This is a genomic window from Segetibacter sp. (assembly GCF_025963695.1).
In the GTDB taxonomy this organism is placed as follows: Bacteria; Bacteroidota; Bacteroidia; order Chitinophagales; family Chitinophagaceae; genus Segetibacter.
In genome coordinates this window covers 1-16,042 of sequence record NZ_JAOQAH010000016.1, presented here as the reverse complement: position 1 = coordinate 16,042, position 16,042 = coordinate 1, and the positions used below count along the sequence as shown (strand labels likewise).

Genomic DNA, 16,042 nt, shown 5'->3' with positions numbered 1-16,042 from the left:
AGATGGATTAATGCAGAAATTAGAAAAGCGGCGACAGGTATTCAATTGGAAACTCCACTATCATCACCTGGTCAAGACTTTCAAGCTTTACAAATACTTTTTTCTTCCCGCCTTTCAAAACAGTACCGGTAGTGTCCATAAACACACCGTGATTAACTTTAATCCTTGTATTCTCGTCTAGAGAATTGAGGGATTGAACAGAAACAGAGGCATCTTTCTCAGAAAGATATTTTTTAATTATATCAATTTCCTCGTCTCTTATAACTGCCGGCTTACCCACATAATAAACAAAGTTCAAAATCCCGTCAGTCATTAACACCGGAGTTTTCTCCTTTTCGTTAATGTTCACGAAAACATAAGAGGTAAACAGTGGCTCTTCTATTACCTTCTTTCTGTCACTCCACTGTTTTTCAACTTTTCGAAGGGGACACCAGCACTCAATCCCTTTTTGCTCTAAAACCCGTCCAACCTTTTTTTCCCATCTTGGTTTGGTGTAAACAGCAAACCACTTCTTATCGTTTTCCATATTTAACTTTCATTCTTTCAAAGCTTCGCTACCTCACTCCCATCTTCTTTACAAGCGGTAGTAACTTAAGTAACAAAAATATGTTCACAAAACGAATTTCTAAGCATCCTTTTTACTAAACCCACCTAGCAGATTTTCAAGAAAACCTTTCTTCTTATCCTGCACGTAATAACCGTAACCATACCCGTAACCGTAGCCATAACCATATCCGTAACCGTAGCCACCATAACCGTAACCAAACGAAGTATCATTTTTAATTCCATTTACCACAAGGGCCAGCGACTTAATCTTTTTTTCCCTGTTCAGTTTTTCTACGAACGGAATAACAGCTTTTGAAGAGTATTTGTGGCGTACAATGAACATGGTGAGGTCGGCATATTTTTCAAGCAATAGTGCATCAGTCACTAATCCTACGGGAGCTGTATCGATTATGATTACATCAAAGTTCTCGCGCAGGTATTTCATCAGGTATTCCGTTTTAGGACTAAGCAGTAATTCAGCAGGGTTTGGTGGAATTGGTCCGGAACTAATTACGTGAATGTGTTCGTTGCCAGGCACCTTCTTAATAATGTCTTCTATCGGAATATCTTTGATGATGTAGTTAGATATACCATATTCTCCTGAGATGTTTAAATACTTACTTAGTTTCGGTTTACGAAGGTCAAATTCTAGTATAACGGTTTTTGCGCCAGTAATACCCATGCTGCTTGCAAGGTTCAGGGATACAAAACTTTTTCCTTCGCCACTCATAAAAGAAGACAACAAAATTGTTTTAACCGGCTTTTCGGCTCCCATGTATTGAATATTGGTACGGATAAGCCGGAACTGTTCAGAAATTGGAGTACGGCTTTTATTATCAATAACAATGTTTTTCTTATTTTTTTCGTAAGACAACTCACCCAAAATAGGAACCGTTGTACCCTCTTCTATTTCTTTTCTATCGCTTATCTTATTATTGAAAAAATCGCGCAATACTAATATCAAAGTAGGAATTGCCAAACCTATCAGCAATGCAAACAACTGTATTTGAGAGGCCACTGGTCTTATTACTCCGGTATTAAAAGCACTGTCTACTAAACGCGTGTTATTTATATTGGAAGCCAAAGAAAGCTGCGACTCCTCTCTTTTCTGAAGTAAGTATAAATACAGCGACTCCTTGAGATTGACCTGGCGGGAAAGATTTACCAATTGTTTTTCCTTTGTTGGCAAACTCGAAATCTTGTTCTCGATGTTACCATAAGTACTTTGTACCTGGTTTAAATTACTATTGTATCCGCCTTTAAGTGCCTTTATATTACTAACAATGTTCTCCCTAATGTCCCGAATTTGCGAATTGAGGTTAGCCACAAGAGGATCGGATTCAGTACTTTTTAAAGCCATTCTTTGCCTTTCCTGTGTAAGCGTATTATGTGTAGTAATTAATGAAATTAATGTGGGTTCACCTATGCCCAGGCTCGATGGGATGGCATCGCTGCCTGCTCTTGACGCAGTTATGTAATTTTCCAAAGACTCTAAAACCCTTATTTGAGCCATTTGGTCTGCTTTCTTATTGTCAATACTTACTGCTTGCCCCAAATATGAAGTAGCTTCTGCAGATATAGAATTGATTTTATTTGAAGATTTAAAGCGGGCGCTGCTAAGCTCAACTGAGTTTAACTCTCGTGCAACCGTATCTATTCTTTCATTTAAAAATCTGATGGTTCTGATACTTGCCACGTTTTTATCATCTAAACCGGCGTTATTGTATACTTCTATCAATTTATTAACGATCATGATGGCCCGTTCAGGGATTTCATCTGCCATGGATATTTCTATGATACCCCCCAGGTCGTGAGTCAATCTTACATCTATGGCGTTTTTATACTTTTTAGTCTCACCTTCTTTATCAGTAAAAAATACCCTGAAACCATTAGGATCAAGTTTTAAATTAGGATTGCGGTCTATACTTATTTTACCGAAGTCGGTTTCGAAAACCTGCCCATAACTATATTTTTTTTCTGATCCCTGGTCACCTATTAAAAAGTCATTTTCTCTTAAAGCTATTTTAAATCCGCCCGGTTTTGCATTAGGTTGTGGTTCCACTACTTTAACTGAAAAAGGAGACTTTTCGCCGAAAATAGGAGACGCCGTAACTCGTCCTTCTTTATAAATATTCACGTTAAGGTGCAATGAGTCAACTACTTTTCTCATTAAAGCATAAGAACGGATAATGTCCATTTCATTCTGAACGTCGTTGTTCTGCGTTACCAGTCCCATTTCTTTTAAAGTCTTGTAATCAGAATTCCCGCCGTCTTCCTGGCTTTTAATTAATAAGAAGGCAGAAATTTTACTTACAGGCATAGTGTACCGTAAATAAATTTTAGAAGCAATAATGCAAAGCACTATACTTACAATAAACCAGGGCAATACACCAATAATTTTATAAATAAACTTTTTAACATCAAACTGACTACCTGCCGGAATGGCAAATTCGTTTTCTGCTGGATTTATAGGGTAACTCATTATTTCTAAATTAAAACCGGTTAAAACTTACCTACAAATTTACTATCTCAAAACTGTTATTGTAAGGGCAATGATACTTGCGAAAGTTGCTACAATTGAGGACACGCGCGAAAAATCCTCAAATTGACTCTTGGTCTTTTCTGCTTCAACATACACAATGTCGTTTCTTTGCAGGTAATAGTACTTCGAAGTGAAAATAGCCTTATCCGTAAAATCGAGCTGTCCAACTTCACGGTTTCCACTGCTGTCCCGTATAATTCTCACATTTGTTCGCCGGCTATAGGCAGTCATATCTCCTGACAGGCCTAAGGCCTCCAGGATAGTTACCCGTTCTTGTGGCACCAAAAAGCTGCCGGGGGTTTTTACCTCGCCCAAAACTGAAAACCTGAAGTTTGTAAATTTTACTGAAATCAAAGGATCTTTCAAATATTTAGAAACCCGCTCTTTTAACCTGTCTCTGAACTCTTCTCGTGATAAACCTGCCGCACGTATCTTTCCCATTATCGGAAACTCAACATCACCTTTATTATCTACAAGGTAACCAGTATTTGCATTGGCAGGAGAGGTTGCACTAGTCGTACTCGAGTACGTATTTAGTAAGGCGGCGGTAGCTTCATTGGCACCTGAAATTCTAATATCTAGTATATCCTCTGGCATAATTCGGGCCTGCGGTTTCTCTAACCTGGGAAGACGTACTATTTGAGAGTCACTTAAATTACTAAAGTATTTAAGACTTTTTGAAGGAATGCACGAAGTTCCGTAAAGACAAATAAAAAGCAACATACCAGTAATACACGAAAGCCTACCTGTGAGGTTCGTTGCAGCAACAAACTGCACTCCTCCTGGAATTTTGATCATAAAATACTGTATAATATTATTTGTTTATTCGTTTCAAACGTTTTTACCTATTAAACATTGTGAATAACGGTAAATAGGATGAAACAAACTCGAAAACCGTTTTTGGGTATAGATAAGCAAAGGACAACAAAAAAGTAGCGATTATTCCAGTCGTCTCAACTTTACGTTTGTTACCGGGGCTACAATCAGTGGGAATTTTTCGACATTTACATTACTTGTGTCGAGACCAAAACCTCGTTCTTCTGACAGGCTAACTTCTTTCAGCCAGAAGTAAAACCGCATAATCAATTTCTCTGCAAAAGGAAGTTCGTTATCCTGGCTTAGGTACTTTTCCATTTTAATGAATTGAAAATCGCCAATCACATTATTGCGTTCCAGGCTTTCATAACGACTGGTTACGTTTACCTCTTTATTTGCTACCAGGTCCTCCACTACTTTTCTAAATAGAAGATTTATTCGCGGTTGCACTCTAAATCCCAGCCGAAACTCTACCCTAATAATATCATTAGGTATTATATGGTCTACCTTATATTCCATTGTGTATGGATCATCCAGGGTATCAACATGAATAAACCAATAAATATCGGCTCGCTTGGGTTTACGGTTTAAGATTGAATAAATGATCTTATGTTCTATTTCATTTGGATTATCGGCACTGGTCAGGTACACAAGATGGGTGGCATATTTGGGAATCGTCTTATCGTTACTTAACTCCTGCAGGTTAGAAATGTAATGTTCTACGCGCACAAACTCAACATACCTGTTTTTAATCTTTCTTGCACGGTACCACACGTACATAATTAAAAAAAGAGCACCACCAACAATCAGCGTTACAAAACCTCCATGCGGAAATTTCTCAAGATTAGCTGCTAAAAAAGAAACTTCAATAGATAGGTAGACCACTAAAAAAAGGTAAATCCATACTCTAAAAGTTCTGTGAAGAACTAAATAGTTAGCAAAAAGAATGGTGGTGGCAATCATACACATGGTAATGGCCAGGCCATACGCTGCCTCCATATTGGTCGCCTTTCTAAAGTAAAGCACAATGCCACAACAACCCACAAAAAGTACTGCATTGATTCCAGGAACAAAGAGCTGGCCCTTCGCCTCCGAGGGATATTTTATCTTCATCTTTGGCCAAAGGTTTAACCTTATTGCTTCACTGATCAAAGTAAACGAACCGCTGATAAGGGCCTGGCTGGCAATAATGGCCGCAGTAGTTGCTATAACTATTCCAATGATTACAAACCAGTCAGGCATAACGCCATAAAAAGGATTGAAACCTTTTGTAATCATATTTTCCGAAATTACCATGCCTTTATAACCGGCCAACAGCCACGCTCCCTGCCCTAAATAATTAATAATTAAACAGCTTTTTACAAACACCCACGAGGCCCTGATGTTGCCTTTACCACAATGCCCAAGGTCAGAGTACAAAGCTTCGGCACCGGTAGTGCAAAGAAAAACCGCACCTAATAACCAAAACCCTTCGGGGTATTGGGTAAGTAACCTAACAGCATATAATGGATTAAATGACTTGAATACCGGCAGGTAGTCTGCAATGTGAGATACTCCTAAAATCCCCAGCATCAGAAACCACAAAGTCATCACCGGCCCAAATAATTTTCCGATTGAAGCTGTACCGAACTGCTGTGCAAAAAATAGGGCAGCTATAATAGCCAGTACAATTCCAACAATTGTATTGTCGGTAATAGCAGCGAAAGCGGGAATGTTCTTTAATCCTTCTATGGCAGATGATACAGAAATCGGAGGTGTTATCATGCCATCGGCCAGCAACGCTGCACCGCCTATCATTGCCGCAAATACCAGCCACTTACGCCTTCTTCTAACAAGGGCAAAGAGTGAAAAAATACCTCCCTCGCCCCTGTTGTCGGCCCTTAAAGTTAGTATCACATATTTTATGGTAGTCTGCAGCGTAAGCGTCCAAATAATACACGACAAGGATCCTAAAATCAGCAACTCTGTTACAGCCCTGTTCTTTAAAATTGCGTTTAAGACATAAAGAGGAGAAGTACCGATGTCACCATATATTATTCCAAGGGCTATTAAAATACCGGCAGCAGAGATCTTATTATTCGAATGAGAACCCATGTTAGATTAAATTTTCCCTTTAAACAGGGAAAGTAAAACAAATGTATAACCATTCACTCTTCCTGTAACATAATATTTGAAAACACAAATACTCCCATTTATTCTGGTTTCGCTCCTTTTCTAAAGTTGCTTTTTAGTCACCAGAAAAACCTTATTCAACATCGTTGTGTCACTCACTGGTACTTTTTATTTTTTATTCAGCTTTCTCTGAGCTCTTTATGCGCTTAAAATCTCATTTTCGGGCAAGAAAAACAATTGGTTTTAAAGTATAAAGCCACTCTAATTAATAAAGTGGCTTTATACAATTGCAACTGAAGCTACATAGAATAGTTGCCGCCGAACGTAATGCGACGCAACAATGATGAAACAGGGTTATTGGTTTGTGACCTAAAAAAGGCCCTATTTTATTTCCCCTACCATATTGGCCGGAACAACCCACTGATCAAATTCTTCAGGAGTGACGTAGCCTAATTTTACAGCCATTTCTTTTAGAGTAGTTCCTTCTTTGTGTGCCTTTTGTGCAATTTCGGCTGCCTTATAATAACCAATCTTTGTGTTTAGAGACGTTACCAACATGAGGCTGTTGTCGACATGTTTTTTAATATTTGCTTCGATTGCCTGTATGCCGACGGCACATCTATCATTGAAGCTTACACAGCCGTCGCCGATCAGCCTTGCACTGTGAAGAAAATTGTAGATCATTAAAGGTTTGAAAACATTTAACTCGAAATGCCCCATAGCACCACCTACGTTTACCGATACATCGTTACCCATAACCTGTGCAGCAATCATGGTCAGTGCTTCACTTTGAGTAGGATTTACCTTACCAGGCATGATAGATGAACCAGGTTCATTATCCGGAATAAAAATTTCGCCAATACCACTACGGGGGCCGGAAGACAACATGCGAATGTCGTTCGCAATTTTCATGAGGCTTACAGCAACTGTCTTAAGTGCCCCGTGCGCTTCCACTATTGCGTCGTGGGCGGCAAGCGCCTCAAATTTATTTTCAGCAGTTACAAAAGGAAGGCCGGTGAGATTGGCAATATGTTTTGCTACATTTTCAGAATACCCTTGCGGAGTATTGATACCTGTACCAACTGCGGTGCCGCCTAAAGCAAGCTCTGTTAGGTGGGCCAGGGTGTTGTTAATTGCTCTTAACCCATGATCTAACTGGCTAACATAGCCGCTGATTTCCTGCCCAAGTGTTAGAGGGGTGGCATCCATAAAATGGGTGCGGCCTATTTTAACCACCTGCATAAATTCTTTGCTTTTTGCTGCCAACGTATCTCTTAGCTTCTTAATACCGGGGATAGTAACTTCAGAAAGAATCTTATATGCCGCAATGTGCATTGCAGTAGGAAACGTATCGTTTGAAGACTGGGATTTATTTACATCATCATTGGGATGAAGAAATTTTTCCTTATCGGTTAACTGTCCGCCCTTTATTACATGTCCCCTGTAGGCGATCACCTCGTTTGCATTCATATTGCTTTGGGTTCCGCTACCTGTTTGCCAAACTACCAACGGAAACTGGTCATCGAGTTTACCCTCAAGAATCTCATCGCACACCAGCCCTATCAAATCGGCTTTTTCTTTTGCAAGCACGCCTGCATCAGAGTTAGTTAGTGCTGCGGCTTTTTTAAGGTAAGCAAAAGCCTTAATTATTTCCTTAGGCATCTTGTTGATGTCTTGTGCTATTTGAAAATTTTCAATGCTTCGTTGTGTTTGAGCTCCCCAGTAAACGTGTGATGGCACTTTTACTTCGCCCATTGTGTCTTTTTCTATCCGGTAGTCCATGTTGTGTTGTATTAGTGTATGATGTTGAAGCGGCAAGCTTTACGCTGCAAGCTTTTCGTGTACAAATTTGAGGCTTTATTAAAATTTATCTTTCATGATTCTCCTGCTATTTTCCCTTAAACACCGCTTTTCTCTTTTCCAGAAATGCGGCTGTACCTTCCTTCATATCTTCTGTTGCAAAACATTCACCGAAGCCTGTCATTTCTACCTGGTACCCGTTCTTTGTTTCATTAAAAACGGCATTGGCTGCTTCTATGCATTTCGAAATCGCCAACGGAGCTTTACTGTTTGCGATTGCTAATATTGATTTTGCTCGGTTCAGCAATTCGTTCTGGGGAACAACATAATTTACCAGATTTAATTGTAAAGCGGTATTTGCATCAATCATGTTTCCTGTTATCATCATTTCAATAGCACAGCCTTTACCAATCAGCTGAACCAGCCTTTGTGTACCACCATAGCCCGGTATGAGACCAAGGTTTACTTCGGGTTGGCCAAACTTTGCGTTTTCACTTGCTATTCTAAAATGACAAGCCATCGCCAGCTCATGACCGCCGCCTAATGCAAAGCCGTTAACTGCCGCCACAACCGGCTTTGGACAATCTTCTATTTTTTGAAATACATCCTGTCCTTTTTGAGCAAGTTTTTTGCCTTCTTCAATAGTCAATCCCTCAAACTCACTGATGTCGGCGCCCGCTACAAAGGCTTTTGGCCCCGCACCGGTTATGATGGCAGATCTTATCTCCGCATTATGATACACCTCATCAATTACTGCAGATAATTCTGACATAACCATATTGTTAATGGCATTTAGCTTGTCAGGACGATTGATGGTGATAATAAAGATTTGCTCTTCTAAAGAAGTAAGAAGGGTTTGATACATACATTGTTTTTGAAATAGAAAAGTGTCTGTTAATTTATTGTCTTCAATTAATCTCAGGCCTCCTAGAAACTGCGGTTTTCTTTCACCCACTCTCTAATATATTGTGCAATTTCAGATGTAAGTGTTCCGGGAGGAAAAAGTTTTCCAACGCCCATTTCATTTAGCGTTTGCATATCATCATCCGGAATAATTCCGCCGCCGGTTAACAATACATCATCCATTTGTTTTGCTTTCATCAGCTGGACGACTTTAGGAAAGACAGTCATGTGAGCTCCGCTCAAAATACTTATCCCAATGGCATCTACATCTTCCTGTAGTGCCGCATTTACCACCATGTCAGGTGTTTGACGGAGACCCGTATAAATGACTTCCATACCTGCATCGCGAAGGGCTGTGGCAATCACTTTTGCGCCACGGTCGTGCCCATCCAGACCTACTTTTGCAATCAGTACTCTAAGCGGCCTTTTCTTTTCGAACATCATCTAAAGGAATAGTTATGGGTGCAAAAATACGATGAACACTTATCGCCTGTATTCATCTTTCTTTTCTTTAATTCCAGCCCCGATCATGGCGTTTACTTTGTCATTCCCGTTTTCATACAAAATAATCTTTACGCCGCGCTCTCTCGCCATCGGCGTAGTAATGCTATCAATAACCGTATATTTTTCAAATTGCTGAAATACCAGGTCATCTTTGCCAGGTATTCTTCTTCCAACAAAAAGCAGGTTTTTTATATTATAGGTGTCCGGCATCCAAAATAAAAAGCTTGCATTGTCACTTGTTACCTGGCCCAACCCCTTACCATAATAAGTAGTAGCACCTGCCAGCGCATAATTACGACAAAAAATAAGGGTTTTTGATTTAGTCGTATCAGGCAGCGAAGCATATACTGCCGAGACTTTCTCCCCCATTTGGCTCCAACTTATCATGTCGGCAAAGTCCTGTGGTAAAGGGTGATCCTGTAAATCTTCCCATCTACAGACACCCGCTTTATCAAAACCTGTTTTTTTATAGTAAGCCGCCAATGTTGCAGGCTTCCAAACCGGTAATAAAACAGGAATAAGCGGAACAAATAAAATGAGGATAATGACTACCGACACAAAGCGAAGCGAATATCTTTTTACTGCAGTAACCTGCTCTATCCACACACCTCCCGCAGCAAACAACATGGGGTATGCTCCTAAAGAATAATAATTCTTTCCGTTGCTGGCAATGAGTAGAACAATCACTGTTACATACATCCATGCAATTATTTGATATGGTCTTCCGGATTTAAAAACCAGCAACCATACTAATCCACCTACCCACACAAAAAAACAAGGCAAATGCATAAGTACCTGGTCTTTTAAAAAATCAAACGGATTGAGGTATTGAAGTTGCGTTTCCCGTAATTCTTTCATGTGATGCACCACAGGCCATTTGTGATTATACTGCCACAACACGTTGGGAAGTATAATTACAAATGCAAGTAAGCCTGCCAGGTAAAGATGTTTGGACGAAAAAATTTTGCGGTTTTTAGTAAGCAGCAGGCCAACCACAATGCCTGCACCAAAAAAGGTTACAGAATATTTACTTAGCCAACCCAAAGCAAGGGCAACAGCTAAAAAATAAATGTATTTTGTTTGGTTTGTATTTATATACCTGATGATGAAATATGCACTTAGCGTCCAGAAGAATATTTCTAAAAAGTTGGGTTGAAACAGAAAATGCACTCTCAGGTAAACCCCTGCAATCAACGATAACCCTGCAATTAGTTGGGCAAATAATTTTCCGCCCATCTCTGCTGCCATTTTGCAAACAAGAACCACATTGATCGCTCCAAAAAGCGAGGGCCAGAATTTTATCCAAAAGAAACTATTTCCCAACAGGATAGTTAGCCTGGAGAACACCGAGAGCAGTGGAGGCACTTCCATAAATCCCCATCCCATGTGGTTGCCCTGAGGAATGTATAACATCTCATCGCGGTGCAATTCGTATAACGGATCCTGTAATAAATAAGGTAATAGAAATTTTATGAAGGCCAGGATGAGGGCAACACGATACCGAAATATAACAGCCATGCAAGAGGTTTGCAGAAAGATAATAATAAGCAGTTATTAAACGAAACAGTTGAACCGTTAGCAGGTAAGATAAATTATTGATTTATAATTTAATACTCCGCTAAAAATGATAATAGAAATAAAATTTTTAAATAAAACGCTACTTAACTCAACAGACTTAACCCCTTCCGAATTCTTTCTATCGTTTCCTTTTTACCTATTAGCTCCGCAATATCAAAAACAGTTGGTCCAAACTTTCCACCCACTAACATTATTCTAAAAGGTAATTGCAGCTCTCCCATTTTTATACCTTTCTCAGCAGCAGTTTCTTTAAAAAGAGTTTCAATATCGGCAACATTCCATTCCTCTAACAAAACCAATTTCTCTGAAAGAATATCGAAAAACATCGCTTTATCCTCGTTCCATTTTGGTTTTACCGAAGCAACATCTATTGTTTCTGGCGCCATAAAAAAGAAGGAAGCCTGCTGCCAGAAATCCGTCAAAAGAGTACAACGATCCTTCACCAATTCAATCACTACATCCAGCTTTTCATCATCGTACGCCTCCAGGCCATTTGCGGCAAACACTTCTTTCACCTTTTGCCTCAAGCCTTCTACCTTATACTTTTTTATCCATTCATGGTTAAACCACTTCGCTTTTTCATAGTTGAACTTTGCGCCCCCTTTATGTACATGTGTCAACGAAAATTTTTCAACCAGTTCTTCAATTGTAAACAGTTCCTGTTCTGTTCCATCATTCCACCCCAGTACTGCAAGCAGGTTTATAAAAGCTTCCGGCAAAAATCCCAGTTCACGAAAACCAGTCGTTACCTCTTCATTCTTTGCATCTTTCCAATTCATTGCAAAAACCGGAAACCCTAACCGATCACCATCGCGTTTGCTTAACTTTCCATGTCCATCTGGTTTTAAAATCAGTGGTAAATGTGCCCATTCCGGCATCTCTTCCATCCAACCTAAATATTTCCAAAGCAATACATGAACAGGGGCGCTAGGCAACCATTCTTCCCCGCGAAAAGCATGGGTAATCTTCATTGAGTAATCGTCAACGACCACGGCAAGGTGATAGGTAGGCATCCCGTCGGCTTTCAACAATACCTTATCATCGGTAAGCGACGAATTAAACGAAACCTCACCACGTATCATGTCAGTAAAAGTAATGGTTTCGTCTTCCGGCATTTTTATTCTGATAACATGCTGGGCTCCTCCGCTTAACAAATGGCTTACTTCATCTGCAGGTAACGTTAATGAATTACGCATTTTTTCCCTGATGCCATGGCCATATTGAGGTGAAGGATTTTCTTCTGACTTAAACTTTTCGCGCATCGCCTCCAATTCTTGTGGAGTATCAAAAGCATAATAGGCATTGCCTTGTGTAACCAGTTGCTCTGCATATTGCCTGTACATTTCTTTTCTTTCGCTCTGCCGGTAGGGGGCATATGGCCCGCCACTAAGCGGACTTTCATCTGGTTCAAGGCCACACCATTTCAAACATTCCTGTATATATTCTTCCGCTCCCTCTACAAATCTCGTTTGGTCGGTATCTTCAATGCGCAGAACAAACGTTCCATTGTGTTGCTTTGCAAATAAATAGTTATATAAAACCGTTCTAACACCACCAAGGTGTAATCCGCCCGTGGGAGATGGAGCAAAACGAACCCTTACTTTCTTTTCCATAATAGGGCAAAGATAAACCTTGAAAACGCTTGAGTGAAAAGCATTTTAAATTTAAAAGGTATGTATGGATAGTGTTTTTAGATTGATTTTAGACTGCATGTTTATTGCACTGCGCAATGCAACAGATGTAAAATTTACTAAAGTCAGGTTAATAAGTACAGGTATTGTGCTTTTCATTTTTCTTAGTAAAGCTCATGCTCAACTAACATATAAAGAGTTGAAAGTGCAATACGATTCTCTGTGGATATTTAAAAACCTGCAGATAATACCTGTGAGATTTAAAGGAGGAGAAGGTGGCCCCCTGCCAGGTCATGCAATTAGTTCTAAACCCCTTTTGTTAGAGGAAGCGCTGAAAAAGAATAAAATAAAGTTGCAGGAAATGCAGTATGAAAAAGGGGCGGATGTAAACTGGCTGCAGGTTACAAATCATTCGAAACAAGATGTAGTTATACAAAGCGGTGAAATATTAGATGGTGGTAAGCAAGACAGGATGGTGGCGGAAACACAAATCATTACTCCGGGTTCAACAGATTATGTGCATGTTTATTGCGTAGAAAAACGGCGTTGGGAAGACAAACCTAAGGGATTCAAAACGGCAGGGGTAGCTAATAGTGAACTGCAAAAAACGATGAATGTGAAAGGCCGGCAGGCTGAAGTATGGAAGGAAATTGACAGGCAATTTGCAGTGAACAATAAAAAAAGTGAAACGTATTCTTATCTTGAATTATACAATAATAACACGAAGGATGACAGTGACTATATCAGGTATTTTATGAAAAAATATAGCGAGACCGATAGTATTTTTGCAGGCTTTATTTTTCTTACGGCCAATAAAATAATCAACACAGAACTGTTTTCAACTGCTGAATTAACCAACATCTCTTTTAAGAACATGCTGACCAGTCATGTGCAAACGGTCAGGAAAAATGGTGCTCCTCCAAAAGTTCCGCTTGCAAGGGTAACAACTTTTATGGATAAAGTCTTAATAGATGAACCCGGGCAAAAAATATATGTAACCACTCATGGGAAGTTGCAGGTAAGTGATGGGAGGGTGATACATCTTATTGCATATGATGATGAGTAACCACCCCTGATTTATAATGCTATGCATTAAAATCTGCCCCTTCTTGAAAAGCAGGGGAAAACGCAGAATGTTAAGCCGCAGTAATTAAAAAATAGACGTGACAATTTCCCCTGATTTTTCAGGGAGGGGATAGAATATTTTTTAAAAAAATATTGAGGGGTGGTTAGTACTGCAGATAAAAAGTACACTGCAGCATCTAAGGTAAATTTTTACTACGAGGAACAGTAAACATTAACCAAAGAAATTTGAGGTCGAATATTCACTTTTTTGTTTTTTTGCACCATGTATTTAGTTAAAACTCCCTGGTGGCTCAGAAAATTATACTCCCCTAATGTTACCTGGGAAATACCAACCGAAAAAAAGGAAATTTTTCTAACATTCGACGATGGTCCTCACCCAACCATAACGCCTTTTGTACTTGAGTGTTTAAGACAGTATAATGCCAAAGCAACTTTTTTTTGTATTGGAAAAAATATAAAGCAATTTCCAGAGGTGTACCAACAAATACTGGATGAAGGTCACCAGGTAGGCAACCACACGTACAACCATCTCAACGGATGGAAGACAGGCGATATTATCTACCTCAAAAATGTCATTCTTGCCCAACGTGTCATAAATAGTACACTCTTTCGTCCGCCGTATGGAAGAATAACAAAGTCTCAAGTCAAAGAATTGTCGCCGGTTTTTAACATCGTTATGTGGAATGTTTTAAGCGGAGACTTTGATGTATCCTTATCCCCGAAAAAGTGTTTTGACAATGTTGTTTCCAACGCAGCTTCCGGCTCTATCATCGTTTTTCATGACAGTGAAAAAGCTTTTTCAAGACTGGAATATGCCCTGCCAAAAGCACTGCAATTTTTTTCTGAAAAAGGATATGAGATGAAAGCAATTGCAAGAAGTTGACAATTGCGGTTACCTGTTACAGGTTTACCGGGCTTGAAGCTTGAAGCTAATAGCTTGTAGCTTTTTTTGTTTCCGGCATTTGTTTTTCATGGAATCTTCGTTGCGACGCATTCCGTTCATCGGCAAACCTTTGTGCTGCTTTTCTTAACTTTTATCAAAGGTAGTACTGACTTTATCTGTCAACTATCATCAGTCACTGTCATCTTTATGCGGCAAAAAAAATGGGGCCTGAGGTAGAAACCCCGGCCCGTTTTTAATCCGTACCCTATGAAAACTTAGTTTTGGTTGTTTATTCAAACCTTTAATAAACTTTTTGATAAAGCGTATGTTATCATCGGTTTGTCAAAATGCAATTGTCAGAAGTATAAACGCACAACATGCAAATTTTATTTTCGCAACAGAGGGAAAAATATATTTAAAGATCAATTTCTGCCACGGGTACACTGTAAACGGATAGAAACGCTGTTTAAATAATTATCAAAAAAGGAGAACTTTGCGCAATGAGACTTATTGATAGTCACACCCATTTATATTCAAAAGATTTTGAAAAAGATTTTGACCTGGTGTTACAAAGAGCACGAGATGCAGGTGTATCTAAATTTTATCTTCCGGCGATTGATAGCGAAGTAATTGAAGATATGCTAAGGCTGGAAGAGCTGTATCCAGGCGAATTCTTCGCGATGATGGGACTACATCCTTGTTCTGTAAAAGAAAATTACCTGGAAGAACTGCAAATAATTGAAAAGCATTTTTCACAAAGAAAGTTCGTAGCTGTAGGTGAAATTGGACTTGATTTTTATTGGGATACTATTTTTAAACAACAGCAGTTTGAAGCTTTTGACAGACAAATGGAGCTGGCATTGCAATATAATTCCCCTATTGTAATTCATACCCGAAACGCGATGCAGGAAACGATAGAAGCAGTAAAGCCGTTTGCAGCAAGGGGTCTTAAAGGAATCTTTCATTGTTTTGGCGACACCAATGAAACAGCGAAAAAAATTATCGAACTTGGCTTTTACCTTGGAATTGGCGGAGTACTTACATACAAAAACGCAAACCTTGGAGAAGCGCTTAACGATATTCCCCTTGACCATCTGGTTTTAGAAACAGATGCCCCCTACCTGTCCCCCGTTCCTTTTCGAGGCAAAAGAAATGAAAGCAGTTATTTAACTTTTATTGCGGCGAAACTAGCAGCAATAAAAAACGTGAGTATAGAGGTGGTAGCAGAAATAACTTCATCCAATACTGAAAAAATATTCGGACAGTAAATTTCAATACCTATTTTTGCCTAAACAGTATTAGGAGACGTGTCCGAGTGGTTGAAGGAGCACGCCTGGAAAGTGTGTATACGGGAAACTGTATCGCGAGTTCGAATCTCGCCGTCTCCGCTAATGACATAAGAAAACTTTATCTACATCCTTCAGAGCATGAAGGATTTTTTCTTTTTATATAGGTCAGAGTTTCGTCTCACGGAACACGAAGAACCACAAAGAACACAACGAAATTCTCTAATATTTGCTTATTAAATAAATTGTAGACAGCTTTTTAGATGTCATTTGGCTTCTGGTGCGTCTTTAAATTTATGGTGCTTGCCTAGCAACTTTCCAAAGAATATCTTCATCTGAAAGATTACCTTTTTTA

The 16,042-nt window shown here is 39.4% G+C and carries 12 protein-coding genes and 1 tRNA gene; 4 read left to right on the top strand and 9 right to left on the bottom strand.

Features of this window, described 5'->3' with window-relative positions; genetic code table 11:
- Positions 1-19: 19 nt before the first annotated feature.
- The 9 genes from JWR87_RS01490 to gltX all read right to left on the bottom strand — a co-directional run bounded on the left by JWR87_RS01490 (position 20) and on the right by gltX (position 12,414).
- Complete coding sequence (locus tag JWR87_RS01490; protein WP_297814784.1) at positions 20-526, bottom strand: UpxY family transcription antiterminator; 507 nt, start codon at positions 524-526, stop codon at positions 20-22.
- A 99-nt stretch (positions 527-625) separates the two neighbouring features.
- On the bottom strand, positions 626-3,028 hold the full coding sequence (locus tag JWR87_RS01485) for a tyrosine-protein kinase family protein (RefSeq protein ID WP_297814783.1): 2,403 nt from the start codon (positions 3,026-3,028) through the stop codon (positions 626-628).
- A gap of 42 nt (positions 3,029-3,070) precedes the next feature.
- On the bottom strand, positions 3,071-3,886 hold the full coding sequence (locus tag JWR87_RS01480; RefSeq protein WP_297814782.1) for a polysaccharide biosynthesis/export family protein: 816 nt from the start codon (positions 3,884-3,886) through the stop codon (positions 3,071-3,073).
- Positions 3,887-4,027: 141 nt separating this feature from the next.
- A complete protein-coding gene (locus JWR87_RS01475; protein WP_297814781.1) occupies positions 4,028-5,998 on the bottom strand; it encodes a KUP/HAK/KT family potassium transporter in 1,971 nt (656 codons plus the stop codon).
- A gap of 399 nt (positions 5,999-6,397) precedes the next feature.
- Positions 6,398-7,798: a class II fumarate hydratase gene (gene fumC, locus JWR87_RS01470; RefSeq protein WP_297814780.1), complete on the bottom strand. Its 1,401-nt coding sequence runs from the start codon at positions 7,796-7,798 to the stop codon at positions 6,398-6,400.
- Positions 7,799-7,904: 106 nt separating this feature from the next.
- Positions 7,905-8,681, bottom strand: a complete 777-nt coding sequence (locus tag JWR87_RS01465; RefSeq protein WP_297814779.1) for an enoyl-CoA hydratase-related protein — start codon at positions 8,679-8,681, stop codon at positions 7,905-7,907.
- A 62-nt stretch (positions 8,682-8,743) separates the two neighbouring features.
- Positions 8,744-9,163, bottom strand: a complete 420-nt coding sequence (locus tag JWR87_RS01460; RefSeq protein ID WP_297814778.1) for a cobalamin B12-binding domain-containing protein — start codon at positions 9,161-9,163, stop codon at positions 8,744-8,746.
- 39 nt (positions 9,164-9,202) lie between these two features.
- On the bottom strand, positions 9,203-10,741 hold the full coding sequence (locus JWR87_RS01455) for a glycosyltransferase family 39 protein (RefSeq protein WP_297814777.1): 1,539 nt from the start codon (positions 10,739-10,741) through the stop codon (positions 9,203-9,205).
- 143 nt (positions 10,742-10,884) lie between these two features.
- The gene (gltX, locus tag JWR87_RS01450) at positions 10,885-12,414 is read right to left on the bottom strand and encodes a glutamate--tRNA ligase (protein ID WP_297814776.1); all 1,530 of its coding nucleotides are present in this window, start codon (positions 12,412-12,414) and stop codon (positions 10,885-10,887) included.
- Between the two features lie 64 nt (positions 12,415-12,478).
- Here gltX and JWR87_RS01445 point away from each other — a divergent pair, with 64 nt between their 5' ends.
- The 4 genes from JWR87_RS01445 to JWR87_RS01430 all read left to right on the top strand — a co-directional run bounded on the left by JWR87_RS01445 (position 12,479) and on the right by JWR87_RS01430 (position 15,789).
- Positions 12,479-13,498 (top strand): DUF6569 family protein, encoded by a 1,020-nt coding sequence (locus JWR87_RS01445; RefSeq protein ID WP_297814775.1) that lies wholly within the window; start codon positions 12,479-12,481, stop codon positions 13,496-13,498.
- 282 nt (positions 13,499-13,780) lie between these two features.
- Entirely contained in the window at positions 13,781-14,401 is a 621-nt protein-coding gene (locus JWR87_RS01440; protein WP_297814774.1) for a polysaccharide deacetylase family protein, read from the top strand.
- A gap of 500 nt (positions 14,402-14,901) precedes the next feature.
- Positions 14,902-15,669, top strand: a complete 768-nt coding sequence (locus JWR87_RS01435; protein ID WP_297814773.1) for a TatD family hydrolase — start codon at positions 14,902-14,904, stop codon at positions 15,667-15,669.
- 33 nt (positions 15,670-15,702) lie between these two features.
- A tRNA-Ser gene (locus tag JWR87_RS01430) sits at positions 15,703-15,789 on the top strand.
- Positions 15,790-16,042: the final 253 nt, after the last annotated feature.

Bases quoted from the DNA above. Each gene is read 5' to 3' on its own strand.
- JWR87_RS01490 (WP_297814784.1), bottom strand. From the start codon at position 526: ATGGAAAACGATAAGAAGTGGTTTGCTGTTTACACCAAACCAAGATGG.
- JWR87_RS01485 (WP_297814783.1), bottom strand. From the start codon at position 3,028: ATGAGTTACCCTATAAATCCAGCAGAAAACGAATTTGCCATTCCGGCA.
- JWR87_RS01460 (WP_297814778.1), bottom strand. From the start codon at position 9,163: ATGATGTTCGAAAAGAAAAGGCCGCTTAGAGTACTGATTGCAAAAGTA.
- JWR87_RS01480 (WP_297814782.1), bottom strand. From the start codon at position 3,886: ATGATCAAAATTCCAGGAGGAGTGCAGTTTGTTGCTGCAACGAACCTC.
- JWR87_RS01440 (WP_297814774.1), top strand. From the start codon at position 13,781: ATGTATTTAGTTAAAACTCCCTGGTGGCTCAGAAAATTATACTCCCCT.
- gltX (WP_297814776.1), bottom strand. From the start codon at position 12,414: ATGGAAAAGAAAGTAAGGGTTCGTTTTGCTCCATCTCCCACGGGCGGA.
- fumC (WP_297814780.1), bottom strand. From the start codon at position 7,798: ATGGACTACCGGATAGAAAAAGACACAATGGGCGAAGTAAAAGTGCCA.
- JWR87_RS01465 (WP_297814779.1), bottom strand. From the start codon at position 8,681: ATGTATCAAACCCTTCTTACTTCTTTAGAAGAGCAAATCTTTATTATC.
- JWR87_RS01475 (WP_297814781.1), bottom strand. From the start codon at position 5,998: ATGGGTTCTCATTCGAATAATAAGATCTCTGCTGCCGGTATTTTAATA.
- JWR87_RS01435 (WP_297814773.1), top strand. From the start codon at position 14,902: ATGAGACTTATTGATAGTCACACCCATTTATATTCAAAAGATTTTGAA.
- JWR87_RS01445 (WP_297814775.1), top strand. From the start codon at position 12,479: ATGGATAGTGTTTTTAGATTGATTTTAGACTGCATGTTTATTGCACTG.
- JWR87_RS01455 (WP_297814777.1), bottom strand. From the start codon at position 10,741: ATGGCTGTTATATTTCGGTATCGTGTTGCCCTCATCCTGGCCTTCATA.